This is a genomic window from Gemmatimonadota bacterium (assembly GCA_040882465.1).
Classification (GTDB): domain Bacteria; phylum Gemmatimonadota; class Gemmatimonadetes; order Longimicrobiales; family Gaopeijiaceae; genus JBBEBG01.
Genome location: JBBEBG010000039.1, coordinates 14,029 through 35,369 on the forward strand (window position 1 = coordinate 14,029; position 21,341 = coordinate 35,369).

16 protein-coding genes and 19 tRNA genes are annotated in these 21,341 nt (G+C 66.8%); 9 read left to right on the top strand and 26 right to left on the bottom strand.

Annotation, left to right across the window (positions count from 1 at the left end; all coding sequences use genetic code 11):
* Positions 1 to 18: 18 nt before the first annotated feature.
* Positions 19 to 102, bottom strand: a tRNA-Ser gene (locus tag WEG36_14890).
* Positions 103 to 204: 102 nt separating this feature from the next.
* Positions 205 to 387 carry a hypothetical protein gene (locus WEG36_14895; GenBank protein MEX1258899.1) on the bottom strand — a complete coding sequence of 61 codons (183 nt, stop codon included), beginning with the start codon at positions 385 to 387 and terminating at the stop codon, positions 205 to 207.
* 259 nt (positions 388 to 646) lie between these two features.
* Between WEG36_14895 and WEG36_14900 the strand changes: the two genes are divergently transcribed.
* Positions 647 to 991, top strand: coding sequence for a hypothetical protein (locus WEG36_14900; GenBank protein ID MEX1258900.1), 345 nt, complete (start codon positions 647 to 649; stop codon positions 989 to 991).
* A gap of 240 nt (positions 992 to 1,231) precedes the next feature.
* On the opposite strand, the gene WEG36_14905 is transcribed toward WEG36_14900, so the two are convergent.
* The 17 genes from WEG36_14905 to WEG36_14985 form a co-directional block, all read right to left on the bottom strand.
* Positions 1,232 to 1,315: transfer RNA gene (locus WEG36_14905), tRNA-Ser, on the bottom strand.
* Between the two features lie 110 nt (positions 1,316 to 1,425).
* A tRNA-Pro gene (locus WEG36_14910) sits at positions 1,426 to 1,499 on the bottom strand.
* A 58-nt stretch (positions 1,500 to 1,557) separates the two neighbouring features.
* Positions 1,558 to 1,641 (bottom strand) — tRNA-Ser (locus WEG36_14915).
* A gap of 32 nt (positions 1,642 to 1,673) precedes the next feature.
* Positions 1,674 to 1,759: transfer RNA gene (locus WEG36_14920), tRNA-Ser, on the bottom strand.
* A gap of 5 nt (positions 1,760 to 1,764) precedes the next feature.
* A tRNA-Gln gene (locus tag WEG36_14925) sits at positions 1,765 to 1,837 on the bottom strand.
* Positions 1,838 to 1,859: 22 nt separating this feature from the next.
* A tRNA-Thr gene (locus WEG36_14930) sits at positions 1,860 to 1,932 on the bottom strand.
* An 8-nt stretch (positions 1,933 to 1,940) separates the two neighbouring features.
* Positions 1,941 to 2,013: transfer RNA gene (locus tag WEG36_14935), tRNA-Ala, on the bottom strand.
* A 20-nt stretch (positions 2,014 to 2,033) separates the two neighbouring features.
* Positions 2,034 to 2,107, bottom strand: a tRNA-Val gene (locus tag WEG36_14940).
* Positions 2,108 to 2,145: 38 nt separating this feature from the next.
* Positions 2,146 to 2,219: transfer RNA gene (locus tag WEG36_14945), tRNA-Arg, on the bottom strand.
* A gap of 24 nt (positions 2,220 to 2,243) precedes the next feature.
* Positions 2,244 to 2,327 (bottom strand) — tRNA-Leu (locus WEG36_14950).
* Between the two features lie 30 nt (positions 2,328 to 2,357).
* Positions 2,358 to 2,441, bottom strand: a tRNA-Leu gene (locus WEG36_14955).
* A 17-nt stretch (positions 2,442 to 2,458) separates the two neighbouring features.
* Positions 2,459 to 2,531 (bottom strand) — tRNA-Ala (locus WEG36_14960).
* A gap of 37 nt (positions 2,532 to 2,568) precedes the next feature.
* Positions 2,569 to 2,642, bottom strand: a tRNA-Asp gene (locus WEG36_14965).
* Between the two features lie 32 nt (positions 2,643 to 2,674).
* Positions 2,675 to 2,746: transfer RNA gene (locus WEG36_14970), tRNA-Glu, on the bottom strand.
* Positions 2,747 to 2,820: 74 nt separating this feature from the next.
* A tRNA-Trp gene (locus tag WEG36_14975) sits at positions 2,821 to 2,893 on the bottom strand.
* A 41-nt stretch (positions 2,894 to 2,934) separates the two neighbouring features.
* Positions 2,935 to 3,007, bottom strand: a tRNA-Phe gene (locus WEG36_14980).
* 306 nt (positions 3,008 to 3,313) lie between these two features.
* Positions 3,314 to 3,387, bottom strand: a tRNA-Met gene (locus WEG36_14985).
* A 178-nt stretch (positions 3,388 to 3,565) separates the two neighbouring features.
* On the opposite strand from WEG36_14985, the gene WEG36_14990 reads away from it, so the two are divergent.
* Positions 3,566 to 3,639, top strand: a tRNA-Pro gene (locus WEG36_14990).
* 183 nt (positions 3,640 to 3,822) lie between these two features.
* Here WEG36_14990 and WEG36_14995 read toward each other — a convergent pair.
* Together WEG36_14995 and WEG36_15000 are read right to left on the bottom strand one after the other, a co-directional pair.
* On the bottom strand, positions 3,823 to 4,881 hold the full coding sequence (locus tag WEG36_14995; protein ID MEX1258901.1) for a M15 family metallopeptidase: 1,059 nt from the start codon (positions 4,879 to 4,881) through the stop codon (positions 3,823 to 3,825).
* A gap of 51 nt (positions 4,882 to 4,932) precedes the next feature.
* Positions 4,933 to 5,547, bottom strand: a complete 615-nt coding sequence (locus WEG36_15000) for a DUF4389 domain-containing protein (protein MEX1258902.1) — start codon at positions 5,545 to 5,547, stop codon at positions 4,933 to 4,935.
* Positions 5,548 to 5,842: 295 nt separating this feature from the next.
* On the opposite strand from WEG36_15000, the gene WEG36_15005 reads away from it, so the two are divergent.
* The 5 genes from WEG36_15005 to WEG36_15025 all read left to right on the top strand — a co-directional run bounded on the left by WEG36_15005 (position 5,843) and on the right by WEG36_15025 (position 12,683).
* Complete coding sequence (locus WEG36_15005; GenBank protein ID MEX1258903.1) at positions 5,843 to 7,567, top strand: hypothetical protein; 1,725 nt, start codon at positions 5,843 to 5,845, stop codon at positions 7,565 to 7,567.
* A gap of 163 nt (positions 7,568 to 7,730) precedes the next feature.
* On the top strand, positions 7,731 to 8,111 hold the full coding sequence (locus tag WEG36_15010) for a hypothetical protein (GenBank protein MEX1258904.1): 381 nt from the start codon (positions 7,731 to 7,733) through the stop codon (positions 8,109 to 8,111).
* A 65-nt stretch (positions 8,112 to 8,176) separates the two neighbouring features.
* Entirely contained in the window at positions 8,177 to 9,430 is a 1,254-nt protein-coding gene (locus tag WEG36_15015; protein ID MEX1258905.1) for an exonuclease SbcCD subunit D, read from the top strand.
* Entirely contained in the window at positions 9,427 to 11,796 is a 2,370-nt protein-coding gene (locus tag WEG36_15020; GenBank protein MEX1258906.1) for an AAA family ATPase, read from the top strand. The genes WEG36_15015 and WEG36_15020 overlap by 4 nt, the downstream gene beginning before the upstream one ends.
* On the top strand, positions 11,793 to 12,683 hold the full coding sequence (locus tag WEG36_15025; GenBank protein ID MEX1258907.1) for an alpha/beta hydrolase: 891 nt from the start codon (positions 11,793 to 11,795) through the stop codon (positions 12,681 to 12,683). Before WEG36_15020 ends, WEG36_15025 begins: the two co-directional genes overlap by 4 nt.
* On the opposite strand, the gene WEG36_15030 is transcribed toward WEG36_15025, so the two are convergent.
* Positions 12,643 to 13,401: a glycosyltransferase family 2 protein gene (locus WEG36_15030; GenBank protein ID MEX1258908.1), complete on the bottom strand. Its 759-nt coding sequence runs from the start codon at positions 13,399 to 13,401 to the stop codon at positions 12,643 to 12,645. The genes WEG36_15025 and WEG36_15030 overlap by 41 nt on opposite strands.
* A complete protein-coding gene (locus WEG36_15035) occupies positions 13,388 to 14,890 on the bottom strand; it encodes a glycosyltransferase (protein MEX1258909.1) in 1,503 nt (500 codons plus the stop codon). Before WEG36_15035 ends, WEG36_15030 begins: the two co-directional genes overlap by 14 nt.
* Positions 14,891 to 15,087: 197 nt before the next feature.
* Between WEG36_15035 and WEG36_15040 the strand changes: the two genes are divergently transcribed.
* On the top strand, positions 15,088 to 17,973 hold the full coding sequence (locus WEG36_15040; GenBank protein ID MEX1258910.1) for a 2-oxoglutarate dehydrogenase E1 component: 2,886 nt from the start codon (positions 15,088 to 15,090) through the stop codon (positions 17,971 to 17,973).
* A 39-nt stretch (positions 17,974 to 18,012) separates the two neighbouring features.
* Here WEG36_15040 and WEG36_15045 read toward each other — a convergent pair whose 3' ends face one another.
* Positions 18,013 to 19,005, bottom strand: coding sequence for an NAD(P)H-quinone oxidoreductase (locus tag WEG36_15045; protein ID MEX1258911.1), 993 nt, complete (start codon positions 19,003 to 19,005; stop codon positions 18,013 to 18,015).
* A gap of 101 nt (positions 19,006 to 19,106) precedes the next feature.
* Here WEG36_15045 and WEG36_15050 point away from each other — a divergent pair, with 101 nt between their 5' ends.
* Positions 19,107 to 19,898 (top strand): 3'-5' exonuclease, encoded by a 792-nt coding sequence (locus tag WEG36_15050; GenBank protein MEX1258912.1) that lies wholly within the window; start codon positions 19,107 to 19,109, stop codon positions 19,896 to 19,898.
* Here the strand turns inward: WEG36_15050 and WEG36_15055 are convergent.
* Together WEG36_15055 and WEG36_15060 are read right to left on the bottom strand one after the other, a co-directional pair.
* Positions 19,895 to 20,713, bottom strand: coding sequence for an aminotransferase class IV (locus WEG36_15055; GenBank protein MEX1258913.1), 819 nt, complete (start codon positions 20,711 to 20,713; stop codon positions 19,895 to 19,897). The two genes, WEG36_15050 and WEG36_15055, sit on opposite strands and share 4 nt — an antisense overlap.
* Positions 20,710 to 21,339, bottom strand: a complete 630-nt coding sequence (locus tag WEG36_15060) for an aminodeoxychorismate/anthranilate synthase component II (GenBank protein ID MEX1258914.1) — start codon at positions 21,337 to 21,339, stop codon at positions 20,710 to 20,712. Before WEG36_15060 ends, WEG36_15055 begins: the two co-directional genes overlap by 4 nt.
* Positions 21,340 to 21,341 lie beyond the last annotated feature (2 nt).

Below are 21,341 nucleotides of genomic sequence, written 5' to 3' on the forward strand. Positions count from 1 at the left end.
TATTTTTCGCGGTGATCACGGAGGCGGAGGGACTCGAACCCCCAAGGGCTTGCGCCCGCCGCATTTCGAGTGCGGTGCCTTACCAGTTAGGACTACGCCTCCGGGAGCTGTTACCTCGGAGGCCGATCAGTGGTTCTTGGGTCAGGACGCGGAGGTCTGCGGCGGAGGATTCCGGTGAACGGAGAGCCCGCGTCGTGCCAGTCATCACGGCACGAAGCCGATCTCCGTGAGGGCTGCGATGTACTGGGGATCCTCGCTGAGGAGCCGGTCTATGCTCGGCCTTCGGAGGCGGCGCGCAGGTGCGGGAATCCCATTGCGAACCGTTGACTCGAGGGCAACCGGAGCGCGCTCCTGGGTTCCGTGCGGGCACCCTCTCCCAGTCCGCATCGCCTCGGGCGCCCGTCGCAGGGGTCGACGGTATCCTCGGCCATCGAGATGTCGTCGGGGTCCAGCACCAGCTCCAGGTACGGTTGTGGCTGGCCCATTTGAATGAGCCGATGAACGGGAAGTCCCTATCGATTCCGCGGTGATTGCGTACGAGCACCCTTTCGAAGTACCGTTTTGTGCGGATGTCAAACCCCGACTTGACCCGGAGGCACCTATGCGCGCCACTCGATCCCGTTGGGTCGGATGCGCACTGCTAGTCATGTTCGCGACCGCAGCATGCGCCAGCGCCGGAACGACAGGCGATACGAACCCGGGAACCGATGCGCCCAGGGAGGGCTCGAGCATCCTGATTCTGAACTCGACTCCCGGTGGCAGCGTGGTCACTGCCTACATCGTGCCACAGGGCGGGGCCCCAGAGCCCCTCGGCACCATCGATCCGGGCCGCCAGAGAGAGTTCCCGTTCGACGGACCTACGGGGAGCTATCGGCTCCGCCTGATCGGCTCTCGAGGTGAGCAGTTGAGCGACTCGTTCCAGTTCTATGCGAACTCCGAAGCTCGCTGGGACGCCGGAACGAGTACACGCGTCCGGGTCAGCGGCAACTGACGGGTCTTGCGCGATGGGGCGCCCCTCGCGGAGGTCGTTCAGGATGGATGTAGTGTCGCCTGGTGGAGCCACCCACCGCTTCTCGGCACTCGCGACATCCGCGCCGGATGGGTGTGGGTATGGATCTCCTGGAGCCAGCCTCTGGCACCGGCAGGCACGGTCCAGAAACGACGACGCCCCCGATCCTGCGAGGGACACCGAGGGCTGAGAAGCCGTGGGGTACTTCAGTCTCTGCGGAAGCGGAGGCGGAGGGACTCGAACCCCCAAGGGCTTGCGCCCGCCGCATTTCGAGTGCGGTGCCTTACCAGTTAGGACTACGCCTCCGGGGCATGTTACCTCGGAACGTGGTCGGGGGTCCTTCAGTCGGGGCGCCCGGATTAGCTCCGCTGCGCTCCGCAGATCGGGGCGAACACGATCTTGCTCTTCGATACCAGTCGGGGCGCCCGGATTCGAACCGGGGACCTCTGCGACCCGAACGCAGCGCTCTACCGGACTGAGCCACGCCCCGGGGTCTTTTGCATCCTTACCCAATCCCATCCGAACTCCGTCCAGACCATGCCGTCGAGCGGACGGGGTGGGATTCGAACCCACGCGGGCTTGCACCCACACGATTTCCAATCGTGCGCCTTAAGCCACTCGGCCACCCGTCCGAATCCCCTATACCGTCGAATCTTGCCACGTACGGAGGGGGTGGGATTCGAACCCACGCGGGCCTTTCGGCCCAACGCCTTAGCAGGGCGCCGCCTTAAGCCACTCGGCCACCCCTCCTCCAGTTGCCCCTCCTGGGTTCGAACCAGGACTCTCCTGATCCAGAGTCAGGCGTGTTGCCAATTACACCAAGGGGCAATAACCGCGCTCCGTGTCGGAGAGCCACCAGTCGGATTCGAACCGACGACCCCGTCATTACGAATGACGTGCTCTACCGACTGAGCTATGGTGGCGTAGAGTATGGAGCCGAGGGGAGTCGAACCCCTGACCTCTGCAGTGCGATTGCAGCGCTCTCCCAACTGAGCTACGGCCCCGAGGCGGGAATTCCGGAAAGTGGGCGCGAGAGGAGTCGAACCTCTGACCTCTACGATGTCAACGTAGCGCTCTAACCAACTGAGCTACGCGCCCTCAATTGCCTTTGACGATTGCCCTCGAAGCGAGGTGAGTGCGCCCGGAGGGATTCGAACCCCCGACCTCTTGATCCGTAGTCAAGCGCTCTATCCATCTGAGCTACGGGCGCCCAACCCCCTGCTTCCCCTTCTCATGCCCACGACAGGACTCGAACCTGTACGCCGTTTCCGGCACTGGTCCCTCAAACCAGCCTGTCTACCAATTCCAGCACGTGGGCGACACTCATTAGACCGATCCCACAGAGCAGTGCTCGAGGGGGGACTCGAACCCCCACAGGGTTACCCCCACAGGATCCTGAATCCTGCGCGTCTACCAATTCCGCCACCCGAGCTCCAGATCACTCTGGAGTGGAGCCGAGGGGAATCGAACCCCTGACCTCCTGAATGCCATTCAGGCGCTCTCCCAACTGAGCTACGGCCCCTTCACCGACCACGACCCGAAGTTGTCAAACAGCGCTACGGGGCTGACGGGACTCGAACCCGCGGCCTCCGGTGTGACAGACCGGCACTCTAACCAACTGAGCTACAGCCCCCAACCCTGCGCCGGACCAGCCGGCTCCAGCAACGCCCCCACGGGGAATCGAACCCCGATCGCCACCTTGAAAGAGTGGTGTCCTAGCCGTTAGACGATGAGGGCTCGAGCCTTCGTCGCTTTCGAGATCCCGAGCCACCGTTCGATCCCGACACACGGCGGCCTCCCACCTCTCTTCACAGGCCCGGAGGGACTCGAACCCCCAACCCCCGGTTTTGGAGACCGGTGCTCTACCAGTTGAGCTACGGACCTCTATCTACCCTACGGAGCCCGAGGGCTCTTTTCTTGCCGAGTGGCCAGGGACGGAATCGAACCGCCGACACCACGATTTTCAGTCGTGTGCTCTACCAACTGAGCTACCTGGCCAGAAAAAACGCCCGAGCCAGGCGGCGCGGGCGGTTTCACCTTCGAAAGAGTCTGGTCCAGCTCTATCGACGTGTCCCGCCCGTTCCGAACGGCGATTCGGACCAGGTGTCAGCCACGAGCCACGTTCGCGCGCGATGCGATCCCAGGACCACGACCCCTCCGATTCTCTTTTGGCGAACCGTCGAGCGGGCGGCTCGGTCCTCGGCGGGCCCCTCGGGTCCGTCGGTTCGGTTCCCCCCAAGGGCAGACCGGCCCTCCCACAAGTGGAAACGCCGCCCGAGGCGGCGCTCCCCTACCCACTCGAAATAGCGGGGGCGGGATTCGAACCCGCGACCTTCGGGTTATGAGCCCGACGAGCTACCAGGCTGCTCCACCCCGCAACAAGGACCCCAAGTATACCCCTGGGTTTCGGGGGTGTCAACCCTGAATGAGCCCTGTGAACGACGAGGAGGAAAGGGCCGATCTTCCAAGTGGGAGAAGCATTTCCGGAAGTGCGAAGAGGACGCGGATCGCGCGAACTTGAGCGCATCGCGAGAACCCGGTTAGATTCACCCGCCTCGGGACGTGGCGCAGCCCGGTAGCGCACCTGAATGGGGTTCAGGGGGTCGCCGGTTCGAATCCGGCCGTCCCGATTGATGGACGATCCGAGAAGGTATACGGACGGATCACCGGAGCGAAAGCGAAAGTAATCCGGCCGTCCCGATTGTTATCGAAGACCAAGACTGGAATGCCGCAGGATCTGCGAAGCGAAGCGCAGCTAATCCGGCCGTCCCGATATGGAAAGGTCCGATGGGGCATCGCTCCATCGGGCCTCTCTAGTTCATCCCCAACTCCTCGAAGCGCTGGTTCCCGATCCGGTAGAATCGCCAGTCCTTGTAATCGAAGTGCCACCATTCCGCCTCATAGACCGCGAATCCCTCCGCCTCCATGGCGAGCCGAAGAAGCGCGCGGGACCAACGCTGCCGCATCGTTCCCCCGGGATAGGCCGCAAACGACCGGGGGGAGAACTCGTCATAACCTCCGGGCATGTCCACGGACGCCCCAGTCGCAAGATCATAGAGGGTGAGGTCCACGGCTCCGCCACGATTGTGGCGCGAGCCTCCCGTTGGATTCGCCACGAATGTGCGGAGTTCGGGAGGCGTGGCGTCCCAAAACATCCGCGTGACGTACCAGGGGCGGTAGCCATCGAAGATCATGAGACCGTACCCCAGGGTTCCCAACCACCGATGGGCCCGCACGAGCGCCTCCGCCGCCGGCCTCTGTAGGAAGGCGCGCGGGCTGGAATAAAACTGGTCGCCCATGAAGTTGTTCGTGGTGGCGTATCGGATATCCAGAGCGATGGTGGGCTCCACCTCGGTCAGCTCGACGAGATCCGCTTCACGAAACTCTCCCTCCTCCAGTGGGGGCTCGGCCGCCAGAGCCTCGACGCGAAGCTCGACCACCGGTCGCACCGGATCGATACGGAAACCTTCCCCGGTTTCACCCCCGAGAGTGAGGCGTGAAAGGACCCGGCCCTCGGAAAGAATCCCCAAGATGGCTCCCTCTCGCGCCCATCGGATCACGACCGGAGTGTCCATGCCCGTGACGACCAGGAGAGTATCCTCTTCGAGTCGCATGGCGCTGCGCTCCCCGCCCCAGCGCAGGTACTTGAGCTCTCCGCCGTCCTCCATCAGCGACACGGTGTCCGGTCCCGCCGCGTACTCGCCGATCAGGGGTCGCCAGGATTCGGGAATATCGGGCGGTGGCTGGAGAGTGACAGAGGCGGCAACCGAGGCACTCGATGCGGGGCCACCTCCCTCCTCTTCCACACCGCCCCTCGAGGCTGTCTCGAGGCCGCACCCCGTGGCGAGACCGGCCAGAAGGCCGGCGAGCATTACAAAACCCTGGAACGATCCCAAAAAATGTGACCCGGTTCGCATCCGTAACTACCGCAGGAAGAAGGGCGGATAGTCGTCGTAGAGGAGGAGCAGGTACCCCTCGAGTCTCGAATTCCACCGAAGCACGCCCACCCCGTAGTCGTAGATGCCCCGGGGGTAGTTGCCCGTGAAAAGGATCGCGAACCAGGCCGCGATCGAGGTAAAGAACCAACCGATTCCGAGAAACCAAACCGCCAGGATGTGCGGAATCGCCAGGAGGAGCCGGAAACCGACAGTCAGGCGATTCCGTGGGAGGGTCGGAAGGTCGACTTCGAACTCCGCGGGATAGTCGCCCTCCCCGAACGGGGGATACTCGTCTCGGAGAAGGGTCGTGTACGCGACGGCGCGCACGCGCCACCGAATATAAAACTCGCAGAAACCGCGAAGCCCTTCGGGTTGTTTTCCGGTAAAGACGATCGCGAACCACGAAATCACCGCCGCCACCGTCGCCGCCAGACCGATGAGTCCGCCGCCGCCGCCGCCCGCGCTGGCACTACCGTCCTCGCCGGGCTGGGACGCCGACCACGAGAGCGCCGCGCCGAGGGGTCCCCCCACCAGGATGAGATGGGGGATGGCGAGGATGATTCGGAACGCCGTGGTGAGGCGATTCCGTCTTTCCGTCATGGGAACAACCTCGACTGCAGCCGGATAAACGGCCCCGCTTGGACTCCCTCCTCCAGGTCCGTTCACGATCGCCACCCTCCGCAGGAAGAATCCGACCTCGCCCGATGCCGCGCTCAAAGATGCGCCCCACGCGTCCACGGTGCCATCTCGGTGCCGTGGTGCGAATACTCTACGTGCGCAGGAACCTCTCTCCTTCAGATCGGGTTTCACTTCTCGCGCACGGCCTGCGTCAGAATTCTCACCGTTTCGCCGCGCGCCTCACCCTTCATCCCGGCTTCCCGTGTCCGGTGGCTTGATGCGCCGATCCACCTTCGGATCCATCGCCGCCCTCACCCTGACCCTCGCAGGGTGTGACTCGGCTCCCACCGACCCCGGCCTCGGCCCTGACGGCCAGGCCATTCCCACGACCTGCGAAGAATCCAACACCGCGACCCTCCAAATCGGCGAGACGGCCGAGTTTATCGGGCCGCATGCACGTTTCTTCTGCGTTCACGGGGACGACGAGAGCCAGCTGGATTACGTGATGACCATGCATGCCGCGGGGACGTCGGCCGTAACGGTCGGCGCTGAAGTGAACGGGACCGTGGCCCCGAGGAGCTCGCCGTCACCCGTCCCCACCCAGGAAGTCCGGTCCCCGTCCGCCCCCGACGACGCCTTTCACATCGCACTCAGGGAACGCGAAGTGCGCGAGCTGTCCGGACTCATTGGCGCGACCCGGTCTCCCGGCGACCTCGCGCCCGCAGCTCCCGCGGCCGTCCCCTTCGTTGGAGACATGCTCGTCCTGAACGCACAGGCCAACGCGGGGGGACTATCCGACGGCGCGTGCGGGATCCCGCTTCATGTGACCGCTCGCGTCGAGGTCGTGTCGGCCCGGGCGATCGTCGTCGCGGACGTGGCGAACCCCGGAGGCGGGTTCACCACATCCGATTATCGGCGTTATGCCGCGCAGTTCGACACGCTCCTCGCTCCGCTGGCCGAGGCGCATTTCGGACCCGCGACCGACATTGATGCAAACGGCCGCACGATTCTCCTCTTCACGCGCGAAGTCAACCGACTGACGCTCCACAATGCGAATTCCTTCACCGCGGGGTTTTTCTTCGCTCGGGATCTTTTTCCCCGACAGCGGCCGGCGGATGGGCGCCTCGGCGAATGCACGCATTCCAACGAAGCCGAGATCCTCTATCTCCTCGTCCCCGATCCATCCGGCACGATCAATGGGAATGTCCGGTCCCGGTCCGAGGTGGATCAGTCCACCCCGGCGACGATCATCCACGAGTACCAGCATCTGATCAACGCCGGCCGCCGCCTGCATGTGAATCGGCTTTCGAGCGAGTTCTGGGCCGAAGAACCCTGGCTTAACGAGGGACTGTCGCATGTGGCTGAAGAGCTTCTCTTTTTTCGGGCATCCGGGCTCGCGCCGCGGACGAACATCGGGCGAAATGCGCTTACCCTCGGTGGGTTTCGAGCCTCCCTCGCGCTCGAGCGGCACCAGCGGAACAACTTCCTCCGCTTCTTCGACTTCCTCGAGCGCCCCGAGTCACGAGGGCCCTACGACGTCACATTGACCCTGGAGTCGCGTGGCGCGGCATGGAGCTTTCTCCGCTATCTCGCGGACCGGTCCCCGAACGACGCCGCGTTTTTGTTCGACCTCGTGGATTCCCGCACACGAGGCCTCGCCAATCTCGTCGAAGTCCTGGGAGGGAGCGCTGTCCTCTTCGACCGGCTTTCGGACTGGCGCATCGCGATCTATGGGGACGGCCGGGTCTTCGGATTGGCCGAAAGGCACCGCGATCTGAGCTGGGATCTGCCCTCGATTCATGGGCAACTCGGCTCCGGAAGTTATCCGATCCGTTCCGTGACGATGTCTTCTGGCGTGGCGGTCGATCGAACACTCGTCCCCGGAGGTGCCGCGTACCTCCGCTTCGCGGCGGAACCCGGAGTCACCGCGACGGTGGATCTTCTTTCGAACGGCTCCCTCCCGCCAGGGACGCTTCGCGCGACCGTCCTTCGCACGCGCTGAGCGGGGCATTCATGCGCACCCATACACTTTCGAGCACTAATATCACCGCTCTTTCCCGATTATCGGATTTCCGTCGAATTGACACCCGCATCACTTTTTCTTTGATTGACTCTCCCTGTCATAGTCGAAGGGCCTCAAACAACTCACAGGAGGTAATTCCAGAATGACGAAGAAGGATGAAAAGATCCTCGCGCTGATGGAAACCGAGCTGGGAAAGAACCCGAAGGCCGCCACGCAAGACCTGTTCGATAAGGCGAAGGCGATAGACTCCGCGGTAGGCAAACTTTCGCTGCGTCAGTTCCATGCCCGCTATCCGCTTCAGATCAAGCGGAGGCGGAAGCGGGGCCGTCCGCGCCGCAAAGTCGCGGGAGTGACCCGACGCCGTGGAAGAAGCGCCGCTAAGAGTGGACGCGACGGACTTCGCGCCGTGTTCCTCCGGTTCGCCGAGGATCTGACGGCAGCGGAGGATCGCCGCAATCTGGTCAAGGTTCTCGCGAACGTGGATCAGTATGTGGACGATGCGGTGAAGGCCGCTCGGGCATAGCTTCTTCGCGACCCTAGTTCAGTTTTCTCCGCGCCGGGGGCGCGGGTCGCGGCCGGGTGGGTTTCATGCGATTCTTGCACCTCGCGGACGTCCATCTCGATACCGCCTTCGCCAGCCGTTCGCGTGAGATCGCCGCGGAGCTGAGAAAGGCTTCGCGCGCGGCGTTCGAGGGTGCGGTCGAAACCGCGGTCCGGGAGCGGGTGGACGCCCTTCTGATCGCGGGGGATCTCTTCGACGGGGAACGGCTCACCGTCGAGACGGAACATTTTCTCCATGAGACGCTGAGTCGTCTCCGCACGTCCGGGATCCAGGTTGTTTACGCGACGGGGAATCATGACCCGGGCGGCGCCGCCGGCCCGGCGTCCCTGGTTCGGTGGCCCGATAATGTCAGCCTGATCCAGGGACCCGAGCCGGTCACCGTCGAGATCCTACGCGAGGGAGAGCCGGTCGGGCTCGTAACCGGGGTGGGCCACGCTTCAGCGCATGTCACCGATGACCTGTCGCGGCGTTTTCCCCTCCCTCACCGGGGTCCCCCGCACGTCGCCCTGCTCCACACCCAGGTGAGGGGTTCCGCAGGGGGGGAAGGACACGAACCGTACGCCCCCTCCGATCTCGCCCACCTGAGCACCGCGGGATACGACTACTGGGCCTTGGGGCACGTACACCTTCGTCAGACGCTCTCCGACGACCCCCCGACTCACTATCCGGGAAATCCGCAGGGCCGAAACCCCCGGGAAACGGGCGCGAAGGGTGCTCTCCTCGTGGACCTTTCCCGCAAAGAGTCGCCGCGTGTGGACTTCATCGAGCTCGGCCCCGTGCGTTGGGAGACGCTCCGCGTGAAGGACTTCGAGGGGGAAGGACACGTGCCCGCCCTCGCGCGGCGGCTGGAGCGGGAGTGGCGCGCGGCGCGCCAGAACGACGCCGGGCGCCCGGGGACACGCTGGATCGCCCGCATCGAGCTCGAGGGTCCATCCCCGCTCCACCGCCAGCTCGCGACCGGAGAGACGCTCGCAGAACTCAGAGACGCCCTCGTGTCCACCGTCGGACTCCTCGACGCGGAAGTTCGTTCGAGTGGCGTCCGGTCGCTCGAGCGCGTCGAAGATTACGTGCGGCGGGACGACGTGCTCGGTGAGACGCTCCGTCTCGTGCGCGACCTGGCGTCGTCGTCGGGCGCGTCCCCCGCCGAGGCTCTGGGACTCTCCAGGGACCTGTTGGCGACACAGGTGGACGCGCTCCAGCTCGACGACTACCTCCGCGAGCTCCTCGCCTCCGGGGACGCCCTACTTCTCGACGCCCTCCTGCGCTCCGCGGACCGGTGAGATTCGTACGCGTCGCGGTCACTCGGTTCGGACCGCTCTCGGAGTTCGAGCCCGGTGCCGGGTCGCCCCTTCCCGGCCTCGTGATCGTCCTCGGGCCAAACGAAGCGGGGAAGTCGACCTTTCATCGGGTCCTCACTTCGCTGATCCATGGGATCTATCCCGCAACGCGCGATCAGAATCCCTTCACGCCGTGGAAGGGCGGCGACATCGAGATCGGGGGGACGATCGCCCTCGACAGCGGCGAAGAGTGGGAGGTTCAGCGCCGGCTTCTGAGCACGCCGAGAGGGCACCTGGTCCGCGGCGGGGCCACCGATCCGCTCGACAATCGCAGCCTCCCCTGCGCCAGTCATGTGAGCTCGGCGATCTATTCGCAGGTGTACGCGATCGGGCTCGCCGATCTGGCCGGAGTCGAGCGCGAGCCCTGGGACGCCGTGCGGGACCACCTCATCGTCGGAATGGGGAGCGACGACTTGCGCGCGCCCCGCGAGGTCGCGGAGGAGCTGAACGCGCGGGCAGCGAGTCTCTGGCGGCCGACGAGAAAGGGGAATTCGCGTCACCGGGAGCTCGAAGCCGAGATGAAGGAGCTTCGGAGTCGGCGCGACGACGCCCTGAAGCGCGACCGACGCCAGCGAGAGGCGCTCGGTCGGGCTCTCGCACTCGATCGAACCCTCGACGAGCTGCGCAGGGAGAAGGTCGCGGCGGCAGCCCGTGTCGAGCGACTCCGGACGCTCGTCCCCCTCCGGGTGCGGCTGGAGCGCTTGGACCGGATGGAAGCGCCGCTCGGTCCGATCGAGGGGCTCCGGGAGCTCCCGCGAGACCCCGCGGCTCGGCTCCGGGAGCTCCACGATCGGGCGGAAGCGGAGAGGCGCCGCGCGGAAGAGCGCGAGGCCATGGACGGCCGGCTGCGGGAGGCCGGGCAGCCGCTCTTCGACGCACTTCCCGCGGACGACGAAGAACTGGCCACCTTCGGACAGCGAGTGGCAGCGGTCCCTCTCACGCTCCTCGACGAAAGGATCGCGGGGCTCGAGGATGAAACGGGGCGGATACGCGCTCTCGAGGAGCGACTCGAGGAGCTTTCGGGCCGGGCCCCGCAGCCGCCGGAAGCGATCCCGAAGATCGGCTTCCTCCTCGGCGCCCTGGCGCTCGGCATCCTGACGGCCGCGCTCGCCCTCCGAGACCCAATTTTCGGAATCGCGGGAGGGGTTTTCCTGATCGTTTCGACCGCACTCATCGCACGCGCGCTCGAACTGAGGGCTCGGCGGGTCGGGCTCCGCGAAGCGCACGAAGCCGAAGTGCGCAATCTCCAGAGCCGCCTCCCGAGCGCCCAGCGCGCGCGCGATGAACGGGAGAAAGGAGTTCGCGAGCTACTCGAGCCGCTCTCCCTGAGCACGTCGGCACGGGAGCTCCAGGGACGTCGGCTCGTCTCCGATCTCGAGCGGCTCGCGGGACTTTTCCGAGAGCGCTCGGAGCGGGGTCGCCCCAGGGAAGTGCGGGCCGAGGCGGAGCTCCAGGCCTTCCTGGCGGCGCTCCGGCGGGCCGGCGGAAGCGCCGATGCCGACGGGGCGGAACGGGTCGCCGCGCGGATCATCGAGATGGAAAAGGTGGACCGGGCGCGCGAAGAGCTGGAGGGAGACGCCGGCGAGATCGAGGTATTGCGCGACAAGATCCAGGAGGCCGAGCGCGACGGAGAGGTGTGGGTCGAGGTCCCGGAACGGCTCGCCGGGGCGGAAGCCGAGGTCGAAGAAATCGATTCGCGGATGCAGCGGGCACGTGACGAGCAGACGGCCTTTCGCCGGGATGCCGCGCACGACGCGAAGGACGAGACAGTGGATCTCGTGGACAGCCACATCGAAGAGGTCCGCGAGCAGATGCGTACCGCCGAACGGGAGCGGGATCGCCTCTTCGTCCTGGCACGGCTTCTCGAGAGGGCCGAAGCGACCTTCCGCGAAACCCACCAGCCGGAGCTCCTCCGCCGTGCCGAGCGCCACCTCGCACGGATCACGGGAGGGCGGTACGCGCGCATTCTCACGGGAAGAGGAGACGATCCGAACGCTCTCCACCTGCACGCGAATCACCTTCCCCACCCGACGCCGGTGGAGTCCCCCCTCTCGACCGGAACGCGCGAACAGGTCTACCTCGCGCTTCGCCTCGCCATCGTGGACCATCTGGACGAAGGGAAGGAGACCCTCCCCCTCCTTCTCGACGAGATCTTGGTGAACTGGGATCCCGAGAGGCGCCAGCGCGTCCTGGATCTGCTCGTCGAGCTCTCTCGGAGCCGCCAGATCTTCCTCTTCACCTGCCATCCCCACCTCGCGGGGGAGGTCGCGCGCGCGGGGGGCCGCGTGATCGAGCTCCCGGCCCCGTGAACGCGGACGGCGCCGGAGGGGAATTGGGCGCGGCGCGTGTGGCCCCACCCGACCCGGCGCTCCATGTGGTCACGCGGGGAAAAGGAGATCCCCCCCTCGTTCTCGTGCACGGCTTCGGGGCGCACGGTCATTTCTGGCGCCACTGGAGGCCCTGGCTCGAATCCCGCCACCGGACGCACACGTTGGATCTTCTCGGCGCGGGGCTCTCTCCCGCCCCTCCGGCCGCGGACTATTCCCCGGCCGCGCAGGCATCGCGCGTGGCGGCACTCGTGAGGGACCTGGGCGGACCGGCCCCGGTCATGATCGGGCACTCCCTCGGAGCCGGCGTCGCACTTCTCGCCACGCTCCTCCTTCGAGACGCAGGATCGAGCGCCGCGCCGCGCGCCCTCGTCCTCGTGAGCGGCGCCGTGTACCCCCAGCGCCTTCCGCCCTACATCTCCCTGGCGAGAATCCCGGGGCTTCGCTGGCTATTCCTGGTTGCACCGCCCCCGCGACCCCTCCTGCGACTCGGGATCCGAGGGATCGTGCGAAAAAAAGAGAGCGTCAATGCGGAGCAGGTCGAAGGATACCGCGAGCCGCTTCGAAGCCTGGCGCGCCGGCGGGCGTTGGTACGCGGGGCCGGCCAGCTGGACCTCGAAGCGGGCGCCGCGCTGGCGCGCCGGGTTCCTGAGGTCGACCTCCCCACCCTTCTGATCTGGGGAGCCGAGGATCCGGTTGTTCCCGTTGCGCACGCAGAGCGGCTCGCGCGTGAGCTGCCCGATGCCGAGCTCGTCCTCCTTCCGGGAATCGGCCATCTCCCCCCGGAGGAAGATCCTGAGAGGTCGGTGGAGCCGGTCCTCGCCTTCCTCAGTTCCCTCCGCTCCCCGCGCGGCGACGCTCCGCGATGAGGGTGAAGAGCATCTTCTTCCCCGCTCGAAAAGACCCTGAGAGGCTCCCGGAGACCTTCGAGCGCCCGGCGGCACGAGGGCGGTGAGGCACCTCGACCTCGCAAACGCGAATCCCGAGGTGATGGGCCCGGAGCTGCATCTGCACCGTCCAACCCCAGTCTCGATCGTCCATCCCGAGCCGAACGAGGGCGGAGTGACGAATCGCGCGGAAGGGTCCGAGATCTCTAGCCCGTACGCCGTGGAGCAGGCGCATCCCCAGGAGGACGAGCCTGTTCCCCATCCGAGCGTGGAGGGGAACGGCGCTCGCCCCGCCCGAGGGAGGTGCCGTCCGGATTCCCACGACGAGGTCCGCCTTTCCGGATCGGATGGGCGCGAGGAGGCGGTCGAGGGCAGCGGGATCGTCGCTCTGGTCGCCGTCGAGGAAGACGAGGACCTCGGGGGGTCGCAAGGCGAGATGACACATCCCCGCAAGGCATGCCGCTCCGTACCCGCGGCGAGGCTCGAGGACGACTTCCGCGCCTCCTTCTCTTGCCACGCGGGCCGTCCCATCCGTCGAGCCGTTGTCCACGACGACGATTCGCCCGATCCCGAGGGCACGAAGTGAAGCGAGGACTCCGGGGAGGGCCTCTTCTTCGTTCAGCGCCGGAATGAGCGCCGCGACTCCGTCGTTTCGGGACCCGCCCCGGCGCGCGACCGGTCCCGGATCAGGGGGACGCAACGGTGCTCAATTCGCCCCGGACCGATTCGGGACGCGTCCGCTCCGGCGACGCGAGGTGCCGGACTCGGTCCCGGAGCTCGCCGAACGCCAGCCACCCGTATCCCAGGCCGAAGAGGAGGATGAAGGGAAGCGCCATGTAGAGTCCCGCACGGAGCGCCACGACCGCCGAGGCGCTCATCCAGGCCGTGAGGATCAGCTTGGCAGCGAGATCGGCGCCGCGCGACGGGTTCGAGTACCGCTTCGTGCCGGTCCCCCGCTTGGGTGTGCGGTGGAAGGGGTCTCCTCCCCGTCCGCGGATTCCCCGAAACACCGCGCCGGACACGGTGGCGGTCAGGCCGATCCCGAGCGCCATCGTGAGGAGGGCGGTCGGAACCAGGGTGATCCAGGGGCGCTCCCGGCGGCGCCCAGCCGCGCAGTAGAAGACGAGGAAGGAGAGGGTTGCCCCCGCGAAGACCAAAAGATCGAGGGGAAGGGCCGGATCGAGGGCGAGTGCCTCCCAGGCGAGCGAAGAGGGGAGGAGGAGGAGGGCGAAGAGCAGCGTGAGCGGATGAGCGAGATGCCCGAAGAGGTGGAAGACCGCCTCGATCTTCACCGCGAAGGGCCAGGGCCCACGAAGGAGCACGGGGAGGAGTTTCCGCCCGGTCTCGATCCCCCCCTGGGACCACCGCTTCTGCTGCACCTCGAGCGCCCGGACTTCCTCCGGGAGTTCGGCCGGAACGCCGATCGCCGGCCGAAAGACGAAGCGCCACCCCTTCATCTGTGCCCGGTAGCTCGCGTCCAGATCCTCGGTGAGCGTATCGCACGACCAGCCACCTGCCTCCTCGAGTGCCGCGCGGCGCCACATCCCGGCCGTGCCGTTGAAGCTCATGAAGCGCCCACCAGCCCAGCGCCCCCCCTGCTCGAAGAAGAAGTGCGCGTCGAGGAGGAGCGCCTGGCATCGTGTCAGCGGGGAGCGGTCTTCATTCAGGTGATCCCAGCGGGCCTGCACCATCCCGACCCCGGGGTCGTCGAGGGGTCCGAGAAGCCTGTGGATCAGGTCGGGCCCCGGAACGAAGTCCGCATCGAGGATGAGGATGAACTCTCCTCGGGCACGCTCGAGCCCGTGCGCGAGCGCCCCCGCCTTGAACCCGATCCGCGAACCGCGCCGGAGCTGCTCGATTCGCACGCCCCGTTCCCGCCAGAACTCTGCACGCCGCCGCCCGAGCTCCGTCGTCTCATCGGTGGAGTCGTCGAGGAGCTGGATGTCGAGGAGATCTTTCGGATAGTCCAGGGAGGCGGCGGCGTCTACGAGGCGCTCGATGACGCCGGCCTCGTTGTACACGGGGAGCTGGACAGTCACTCGGGGGAGAGGCCCCTTCCAGCGCTCGCGTTCCGGCCGCTCCCGGCGCGCGAGAAGCAGGAGAAAGCTTCGATGGAGCGCCATCGGAAGGAGAAGCCCCAACGTAGCGATCGTCAAAAAAAGGACGATCCAGGCGAGCCACTGAGGCATATCGCCGGTTCCTCGTCAGGATGGGGGTGGGTGCCGACACCCCAAGTTGTCCGGCGCCAGCGGTTCGGGAAAGTCCCGCAACTCGGGTTCTCCCGTCGTGCGAGAAATGCGATACCTTAAGGACCGTGCACTGTATCCCGCCCCCTGCCGCGAAAATCACCGTCCGCTAGGCCATCGGAAGACCCGAAGCCGGAACGATGTCCATTTCGAAGCTCTTCGACGGATACAACGCCGGGTACGCGCAGGACCTCTACGAGCGGTATGCACGAAATCCCGACTCCGTACCGGAGGAGTGGAAGGAGATCTTCTCCGGCAGGATCGAGGAGCTGATCGCCGACGGGCTGATCACGCCGGACGCCCTTCGCGACAATGGACTCGGGAGCGCTCCGCCATCGGCCGCACTGCCGTCCTCCCCGGTGGAACCGCCGCCGAGCGCGATCCCCTCCCCCGAGGCTCCGCCGGTTCGCCGGCCCGAGCCGCGTCTCGAAGAAGAAGGGGCCGATCGCCGGCGCCTCCTTCCTCGGATCGCCCGCGCGGCCTTCCTCATCCAGGCCTTCCGGAACCACGGCCATCAACTGGCTCGGCTGGATCCGCTCGGTTCGGAGCCCCCGGGACACCCCCAGCTCGACCCCGCGTTTTTCGGAACCTCGATGGAGGATCTCGCCGCGATCCCGACCTCGCTCGTGCTGGAAGAGGGCGGGGACGAACCGCTCTCGCAGGCCCTGCAACGACTCCGCGAGATCTACTGCGGCTCGATCGGATTCCAGTTCGAGCATCTGGAGGATCCGGCCAAGGTGCGTTGGCTCTGGAAGGAGGTGGAATCGGGGCGGCACGCTCAGCCCCTCGGGCAGGAAGCGCGACTCGCGCTCCTGCACAGACTCTCCCAAGTGGAGGGGTTCGAACGCTTTCTCCACCGCGCCTACCTCGGACAGAAGCGCTTCTCGATCGAAGGGAATGACATGCTCCTTCCGATGCTCGACCTCGCGATCGAACGCGCCGCCGCATCCGGCGGCCGCCGGGTCGTGCTCGGGATGGCGCATCGTGGACGCCTGAACGTCCTTCATCACATCGTCGGGGTCTCGGACACCTCCATCCTCCGCGAGTTCGAGGAAACGGCGCGGGCCGAGGCCGCCCCATCCCACGTTCCGACCGGGACCGGGGACGTGAAATACCACCACGGCGCGGGAGGCGAATACGAGCTCCGCGACGGATCGAAGATCGCGGTGTCCCTTGCGCCGAACCCGAGCCACCTCGAGTTCGTGAACCCGGTCGTCATGGGGATGGCCCGGGCCCTCCAATTCGCGGGGCCCGGACGCGGCGCCCGGCTGGAAGCTTCGGCCGTGGTGCCCATCCTCATTCACGGCGATGCCGCGTTCGCGGCGGAAGGGATCGTCGCCGAGTCGCTCAACCTTGCGCGGCTCCGCGGCTACACGGTCGGAGGCACCGTTCATATCATCGTCAACAACCAGGTGGGGTTCACGACCAACCCCGAAGACGGGCGCTCGACGCGTTACGCCTCGGATCTCGCGAAGGGTTACGACCTTCCGGTCCTCCACGTGAACGCGGACGATCCCGAGGCATGCCTCGCCTCGGTCCGCCTGGCGATCGCGTTCCGCGAAAAATTCCACGACGACGTGGTCATCGACCTCGTGGGATACCGGCGGTATGGGCACAACGAGGGAGACGAGCCGTCCTACACCCAGCCCCTCCTCTACGCCCGCATCGCCGACCACCCGACCGTCCGCACGCAATGGGCATCCCGCCTCGTGTCGGATGAGACGCTTTCCTCCGCCGAGGCCGAAGAGATCGAGGACGCCGTGGCTCACCGGCTGCGCGCGGCGCAGGAAGAGGTGGAAGCAGAGGAGAGCAGAGCACATACACTTCCCGCCACACCGGCGGAAGCGGAGCCGGAGCCCCCGGAGACCGCGGTTCCGCTGGAGCACCTCGTGCAGGTGAACGCCGGCACGGTCGCCGTCCCCGGCGAGTTCACCCTCCATCCGAAGCTCAAGCGACAACTCGAGCATCGTCGCTCCGACTTCGCCGCGGACAGGGCGGTGGATTGGGCGCACGCGGAGGCGCTCGCGCTCGGATCCATCCTGAGCGAGAACGTCGCGATCCGCCTGACGGGCCAGGATACGGAGCGTGGGACCTTTTCCCAGCGGCATCTCGTCCTCCACGACGTGGAAACCGGCGCGGAGGTCACTCCCCTCGCCGAGTTCGGCGAGGGTCGCTTCGAGATCTACAATTCCCCGCTTTCCGAGGCGGCGGCGCTCGGCTTCGAATACGGCGCCTCCGTGGCGGCGCCCGAGACCTTCGTGCTCTGGGAAGCACAGTTCGGCGACTTCGTGAATGCGGCGCAAGTGATCGTTGACCAGTTCATCGCATCGGGACGCGCGAAATGGGGTCAACAATCGCGCCTCACACTCCTCCTCCCTCACGGTTACGAAGGGCAGGGCCCGGAGCACTCCTCCGCGCGGTTGGAGCGTTTCCTCCAGCTGGCCGCCGAAGAGAACATCCGGGTGGCGTACCCGACGACACCGGCTCAGTACTTTCATCTCGTCCGGCGCCAGGCGCTCGGAATCCCGATGCGCCCCCTCGTCATCCTGACCCCGAAGAGCCTCCTTCGGCACCCGCGTGCGGTGTCGTCCGTCGCCGAGCTCACCCGCTCCTCCTTCCGCACGATCCTTCCCGAGGAATCCCCTCCGGGAGACCCGAAAGAAGTGACTCGCCTGATCCTCTGCTCGGGAAAGATTTACTACGACCTGGTCGGGGTGGAGGGGCGCGCGGAGCTCCGTCAGGTCGCGGTGGGACGGATCGAAGGGCTCTACCCTTTCCCGGCCATGGGTCTCACCGCCCTGGTGGGCTTGTATCCGAAGCTCGAAGAGGTCGTCTGGGTCCAGGAGGAACCGCGCAATATGGGCGCTCTCGCCTACATCGGACCGAGACTCAGGGGCGGGATCCCGCGGGACGTCGCGCTCCGGCACGTTTCGCGCCCCGAGCGGGCCAGCCCCGCGGAAGGGAAAAACAGGAACCACCGGCTCCAACAGGAGCGAATCGTACGGGAAGCGCTCGGAGTGGAATGAGACTTCCCTGACCGGAGCGACGCTTTGCCGGCAGGGGTGTCAGCGCTCGTCCCAGTCGAGGAGGAGCTTCCCGAAGCTTTCGTTCGCTTCCATCCGGCGATGGGCCTCCGCCGCCTCCGCCGCGGGGTACACCTGATCTACGACTGGGCGCAAGAGTCCCCGTTCGAAGAGGGGGACGATCGTGCGTTCGAACTCACGCGCGAGGCGGATCTTCTCCTCGACGGGGCGCGCGCGAAGGACCGTCCCCCGGAGGAGTGCCCGCTTCCTCATGAGCTTCCGCAGGTCCATCGTTCCCTTCATTCCCCCCGGAACGCCCACGACGATCCAGCGACCCCCCGTCGCGAGCGCGTCGAGATTTCCCTCGATGTATGGCGCACCCACCAGGTCGAGGATGAGGTCCACTCCGCCTTCCCCGGCGAGCTCCCGCACCTCGGCGGCCCAGTCGCTTCCCTCCCCCGCGACGACGCCGAGATCGAGGCCGAGGGCCAGCGCCCGGTCCACCTTGTCCGCGGTGCGGGAGGTCCCGATGGTCCGGGCGCCGAACGCGCGGCAGAGCTGGAGCGCTGCGGTCCCCACGCCGCTTCCGACGGCGTGGATGAGCACCGTTTCTCCGGCCTGGAGCCCCCCCTGGAGGACCAGGGCGTCCCACGCCGTGAAAAAGACCTCGGGAATCGCTCCGGCGCGCGTGAGGTCCATCCCATCGGGGACACGAACGGTCGCGCGTTCGGGGACAACCACGGCTTCCGCGTACCCGGACCCGCCCAGGATCCCCATGACGGGATCTCCCACCCGGCGGAGGAGGCACTCCGGCCCGACTTCCTCGACGATCCCGGCGAACTCGAGTCCCGGGATGTCCTGCGGTTCGCCTGGAGGGGCGGGATAACGTCCCATCCGTTGGAGGAGATCGGCGCGGTTGATGCCGGAACTGCGCACCCGGGCCCGGACCCGGTCCCCCAGGACGGGTGGAAGTGGACGCTCGGCGAGGCGCAGGACTTCGGGCCCCCCCGGCTCGCGGATCTCGACCACCTTCATTCGTTCGCCTCCTCCCATTGCGTGGCGCCGGACGCCCCCCAAGGTTTCGCCTCGGTTGGCCCAGGTCCACGCCAGGATACCCGCACCCTCACCACGCCGCCATGCCGGACTCCCTGCCCTTTCCATTCCCCCTCGAGCGTCCGCTCGTCTTCCTCGATCTGGAGACGACCGGACTCCGAATCGGGACCGACCGGATCATCGAGCTCGCGGTCATCCGGCTTTCGCCGAACGGCGACGTATTTGAAAAGGTCCGCCGCTTCAACCCGGAGATGCCGATCCCCCCGGAAGCGACCGCGGTGCACGGGATCACCGACGCCGACGTCGCGCACGAAACGCCCTTCCCCGCCCGTGCGCGGAGCTTGTCCGAGCTCCTGGAGCCGTGCGACCTCGCCGGTTTCAACATCCGCCGCTTCGACCTTCCCATCCTCCTCGCCGAGTTCCGGCGAGCCGGCGTTCCCTTCGACGTGGAAGGGCGGAGACTGCTCGACGTCCAGATGATCTTTCACCGCGAGGAACCGCGCGACCTCTCGGCAGCGGTGCGTTTCTACCTCCATCGAGAGCTGGAGGAAGCCCACTCCGCACTCGCGGATATCCGCGCGACAGCCGCAGTGCTGGCAGCCCAACTCGAGCGTTATCCGCACATCCCGCGGGACCTGGAAGGATTGGATCGGTACTGTGACGAAGTGCGCCCCTTCGAGACCGAGGTGGACCAGTGGTTCCAGCGGACGGCCGACCGCGGGTTCGTCTTTCGGCGAGGAAAACACAAGGGCCGTCCGATTGCCGAAGTCGCTCTGAGCGAGCCCGACTACCTACGCTGGATGCTCTCTGCGGAGCAAATGGACGACAGTGTCAGGGAGGTCGTGCGCGGCGCGTTGTCCGGAGGCGCCGGCTAGCGGCCGATCTCTTTTCGCACGACTTCGCGAAACATGCGTGAGAGGAGGGTGAAGGTCGGCCCGGGTCGCCCCTCCCCGACCCTCGCTCCCTCCACTTCGATGACGGGGACCACTTCGCGTAGCGAAGAGGAGAGGAGGATTTCCGAGAGCTCCACGAGCTCTTCGGGATGAATCCCCCGTTCTTCCACCGTGAGTCCGGCACCCCGAGCCACTTCCAGGAGGACACCCCGGGTGATCCCCGGGAGCGCGCCCGCCTCTAGCCCCGGCGCGACGAATGTCGTGCCCCGCACCGCGAAGAGGTTCGAGGCCGACCCCTCGACGATCAGGCCTCGGGCGTTGCGGAGGAGCGCTTCGTCGGCGCCCAGGCCCTTCGCGAGGCGAAGGGCCTGAATCCGCTCCAGGTAACCGATCGCTTTGTGCCCGCTCGTGAGGGCGTGTTCGTCGAGGCGGCCGAAGAGGCGCGCGCGGACTCCCGCGGCGGCGCCGGCCACCTCCGGCCCGATCGCGCGCACTGAAATGAAGAGGCGTGACCGTGGCTCCGGCGGCGGGGCGAGCCCGACGCCCGCCCCACGCGTCAGCGTGATACGGAGCGCCCCATCGGGTCCGTCGAAGGCGGCGATCCCGGCGGCCACCCGCTCCCGGAGCGAGTCCGGCATGGGAAAACCGAGCGCCGCAGCCGAGGCATCGAGGCGGCGGAGATGGGACTCGAGACGAAACGGGTGTCCCCTGTAAATGCGCACTGTCTCGAAGAGCCCGTCGCCGAGGAGGAGTCCGCGATCGTCCGCCGGGACGACCTCCGGGTCGAAGGCGCTCACGACCCGCCACCGGCGGAGGTACTCTCCTCGCGGCGGCGGGCCGCGCCCGCTCCCTCCGGCGAGCCCAACGCGAGGAAGTTCTCGAAGATCGTCTGACCGACGGGAGTGAGCACCGACTCGGGGTGGAATTGTACGCCCCACACTGGATGGGTTCGATGCCGCAGGGCCATGATTTCGCCGGCGCGGGTCCGGGCCGCGACGGAGAAGGTGTCCGGGAGATCGCCGGCGCGGACCGCGAGGGAGTGGTAGAGTCCAGCGGGAAAAGGCGAAGGGAGACCGGCCAGGATTCCCTCCCCCGCGTGGAAGATCTCCGCGGCTCTCCCGTGCGCCGGATCCAAAGCGGGAACGAGTGACGCCCCGTACGCCGCGGCGACCGCCTGGTGACCGAGGCAGATTCCGAGGATGGGCACCCGGCCCTCCAAAACGCGCACGAGCTCCACGCTGATCCCAGCCTCCGCGGGGGTGCAGGGCCCGGGCGAAAGCACGACGCGCGACGGGACACGGGCCACCGCCTCCGCCACGGTGAGCGCATCGCTCCGCACGACTTCGACCTCCGCGCCGAGCTCCCGGAAGGAACGCGCGACGTTGAACACGAAGGAGTCGTAATTGTCGAGCAGGAGGATCACCG

Coding starts and splice junctions, on each gene's coding strand:
- WEG36_14895 (MEX1258899.1), bottom strand. CDS start 387: ATGCGGACTGGGAGAGGGTGCCCGCACGGAACCCAGGAGCGCGCTCCG.
- WEG36_14900 (MEX1258900.1), top strand. CDS start 647: ATGTTCGCGACCGCAGCATGCGCCAGCGCCGGAACGACAGGCGATACG.
- WEG36_14995 (MEX1258901.1), bottom strand. CDS start 4,881: ATGCTCGCCGGCCTTCTGGCCGGTCTCGCCACGGGGTGCGGCCTCGAG.
- WEG36_15000 (MEX1258902.1), bottom strand. CDS start 5,547: ATGACGGAAAGACGGAATCGCCTCACCACGGCGTTCCGAATCATCCTC.
- WEG36_15005 (MEX1258903.1), top strand. CDS start 5,843: ATGCGCCGATCCACCTTCGGATCCATCGCCGCCCTCACCCTGACCCTC.
- WEG36_15010 (MEX1258904.1), top strand. CDS start 7,731: ATGACGAAGAAGGATGAAAAGATCCTCGCGCTGATGGAAACCGAGCTG.
- WEG36_15015 (MEX1258905.1), top strand. CDS start 8,177: ATGCGATTCTTGCACCTCGCGGACGTCCATCTCGATACCGCCTTCGCC.
- WEG36_15035 (MEX1258909.1), bottom strand. CDS start 14,890: ATGCCTCAGTGGCTCGCCTGGATCGTCCTTTTTTTGACGATCGCTACG.
- WEG36_15040 (MEX1258910.1), top strand. CDS start 15,088: ATGTCCATTTCGAAGCTCTTCGACGGATACAACGCCGGGTACGCGCAG.
- WEG36_15045 (MEX1258911.1), bottom strand. CDS start 19,005: ATGAAGGTGGTCGAGATCCGCGAGCCGGGGGGGCCCGAAGTCCTGCGC.
- WEG36_15050 (MEX1258912.1), top strand. CDS start 19,107: ATGCCGGACTCCCTGCCCTTTCCATTCCCCCTCGAGCGTCCGCTCGTC.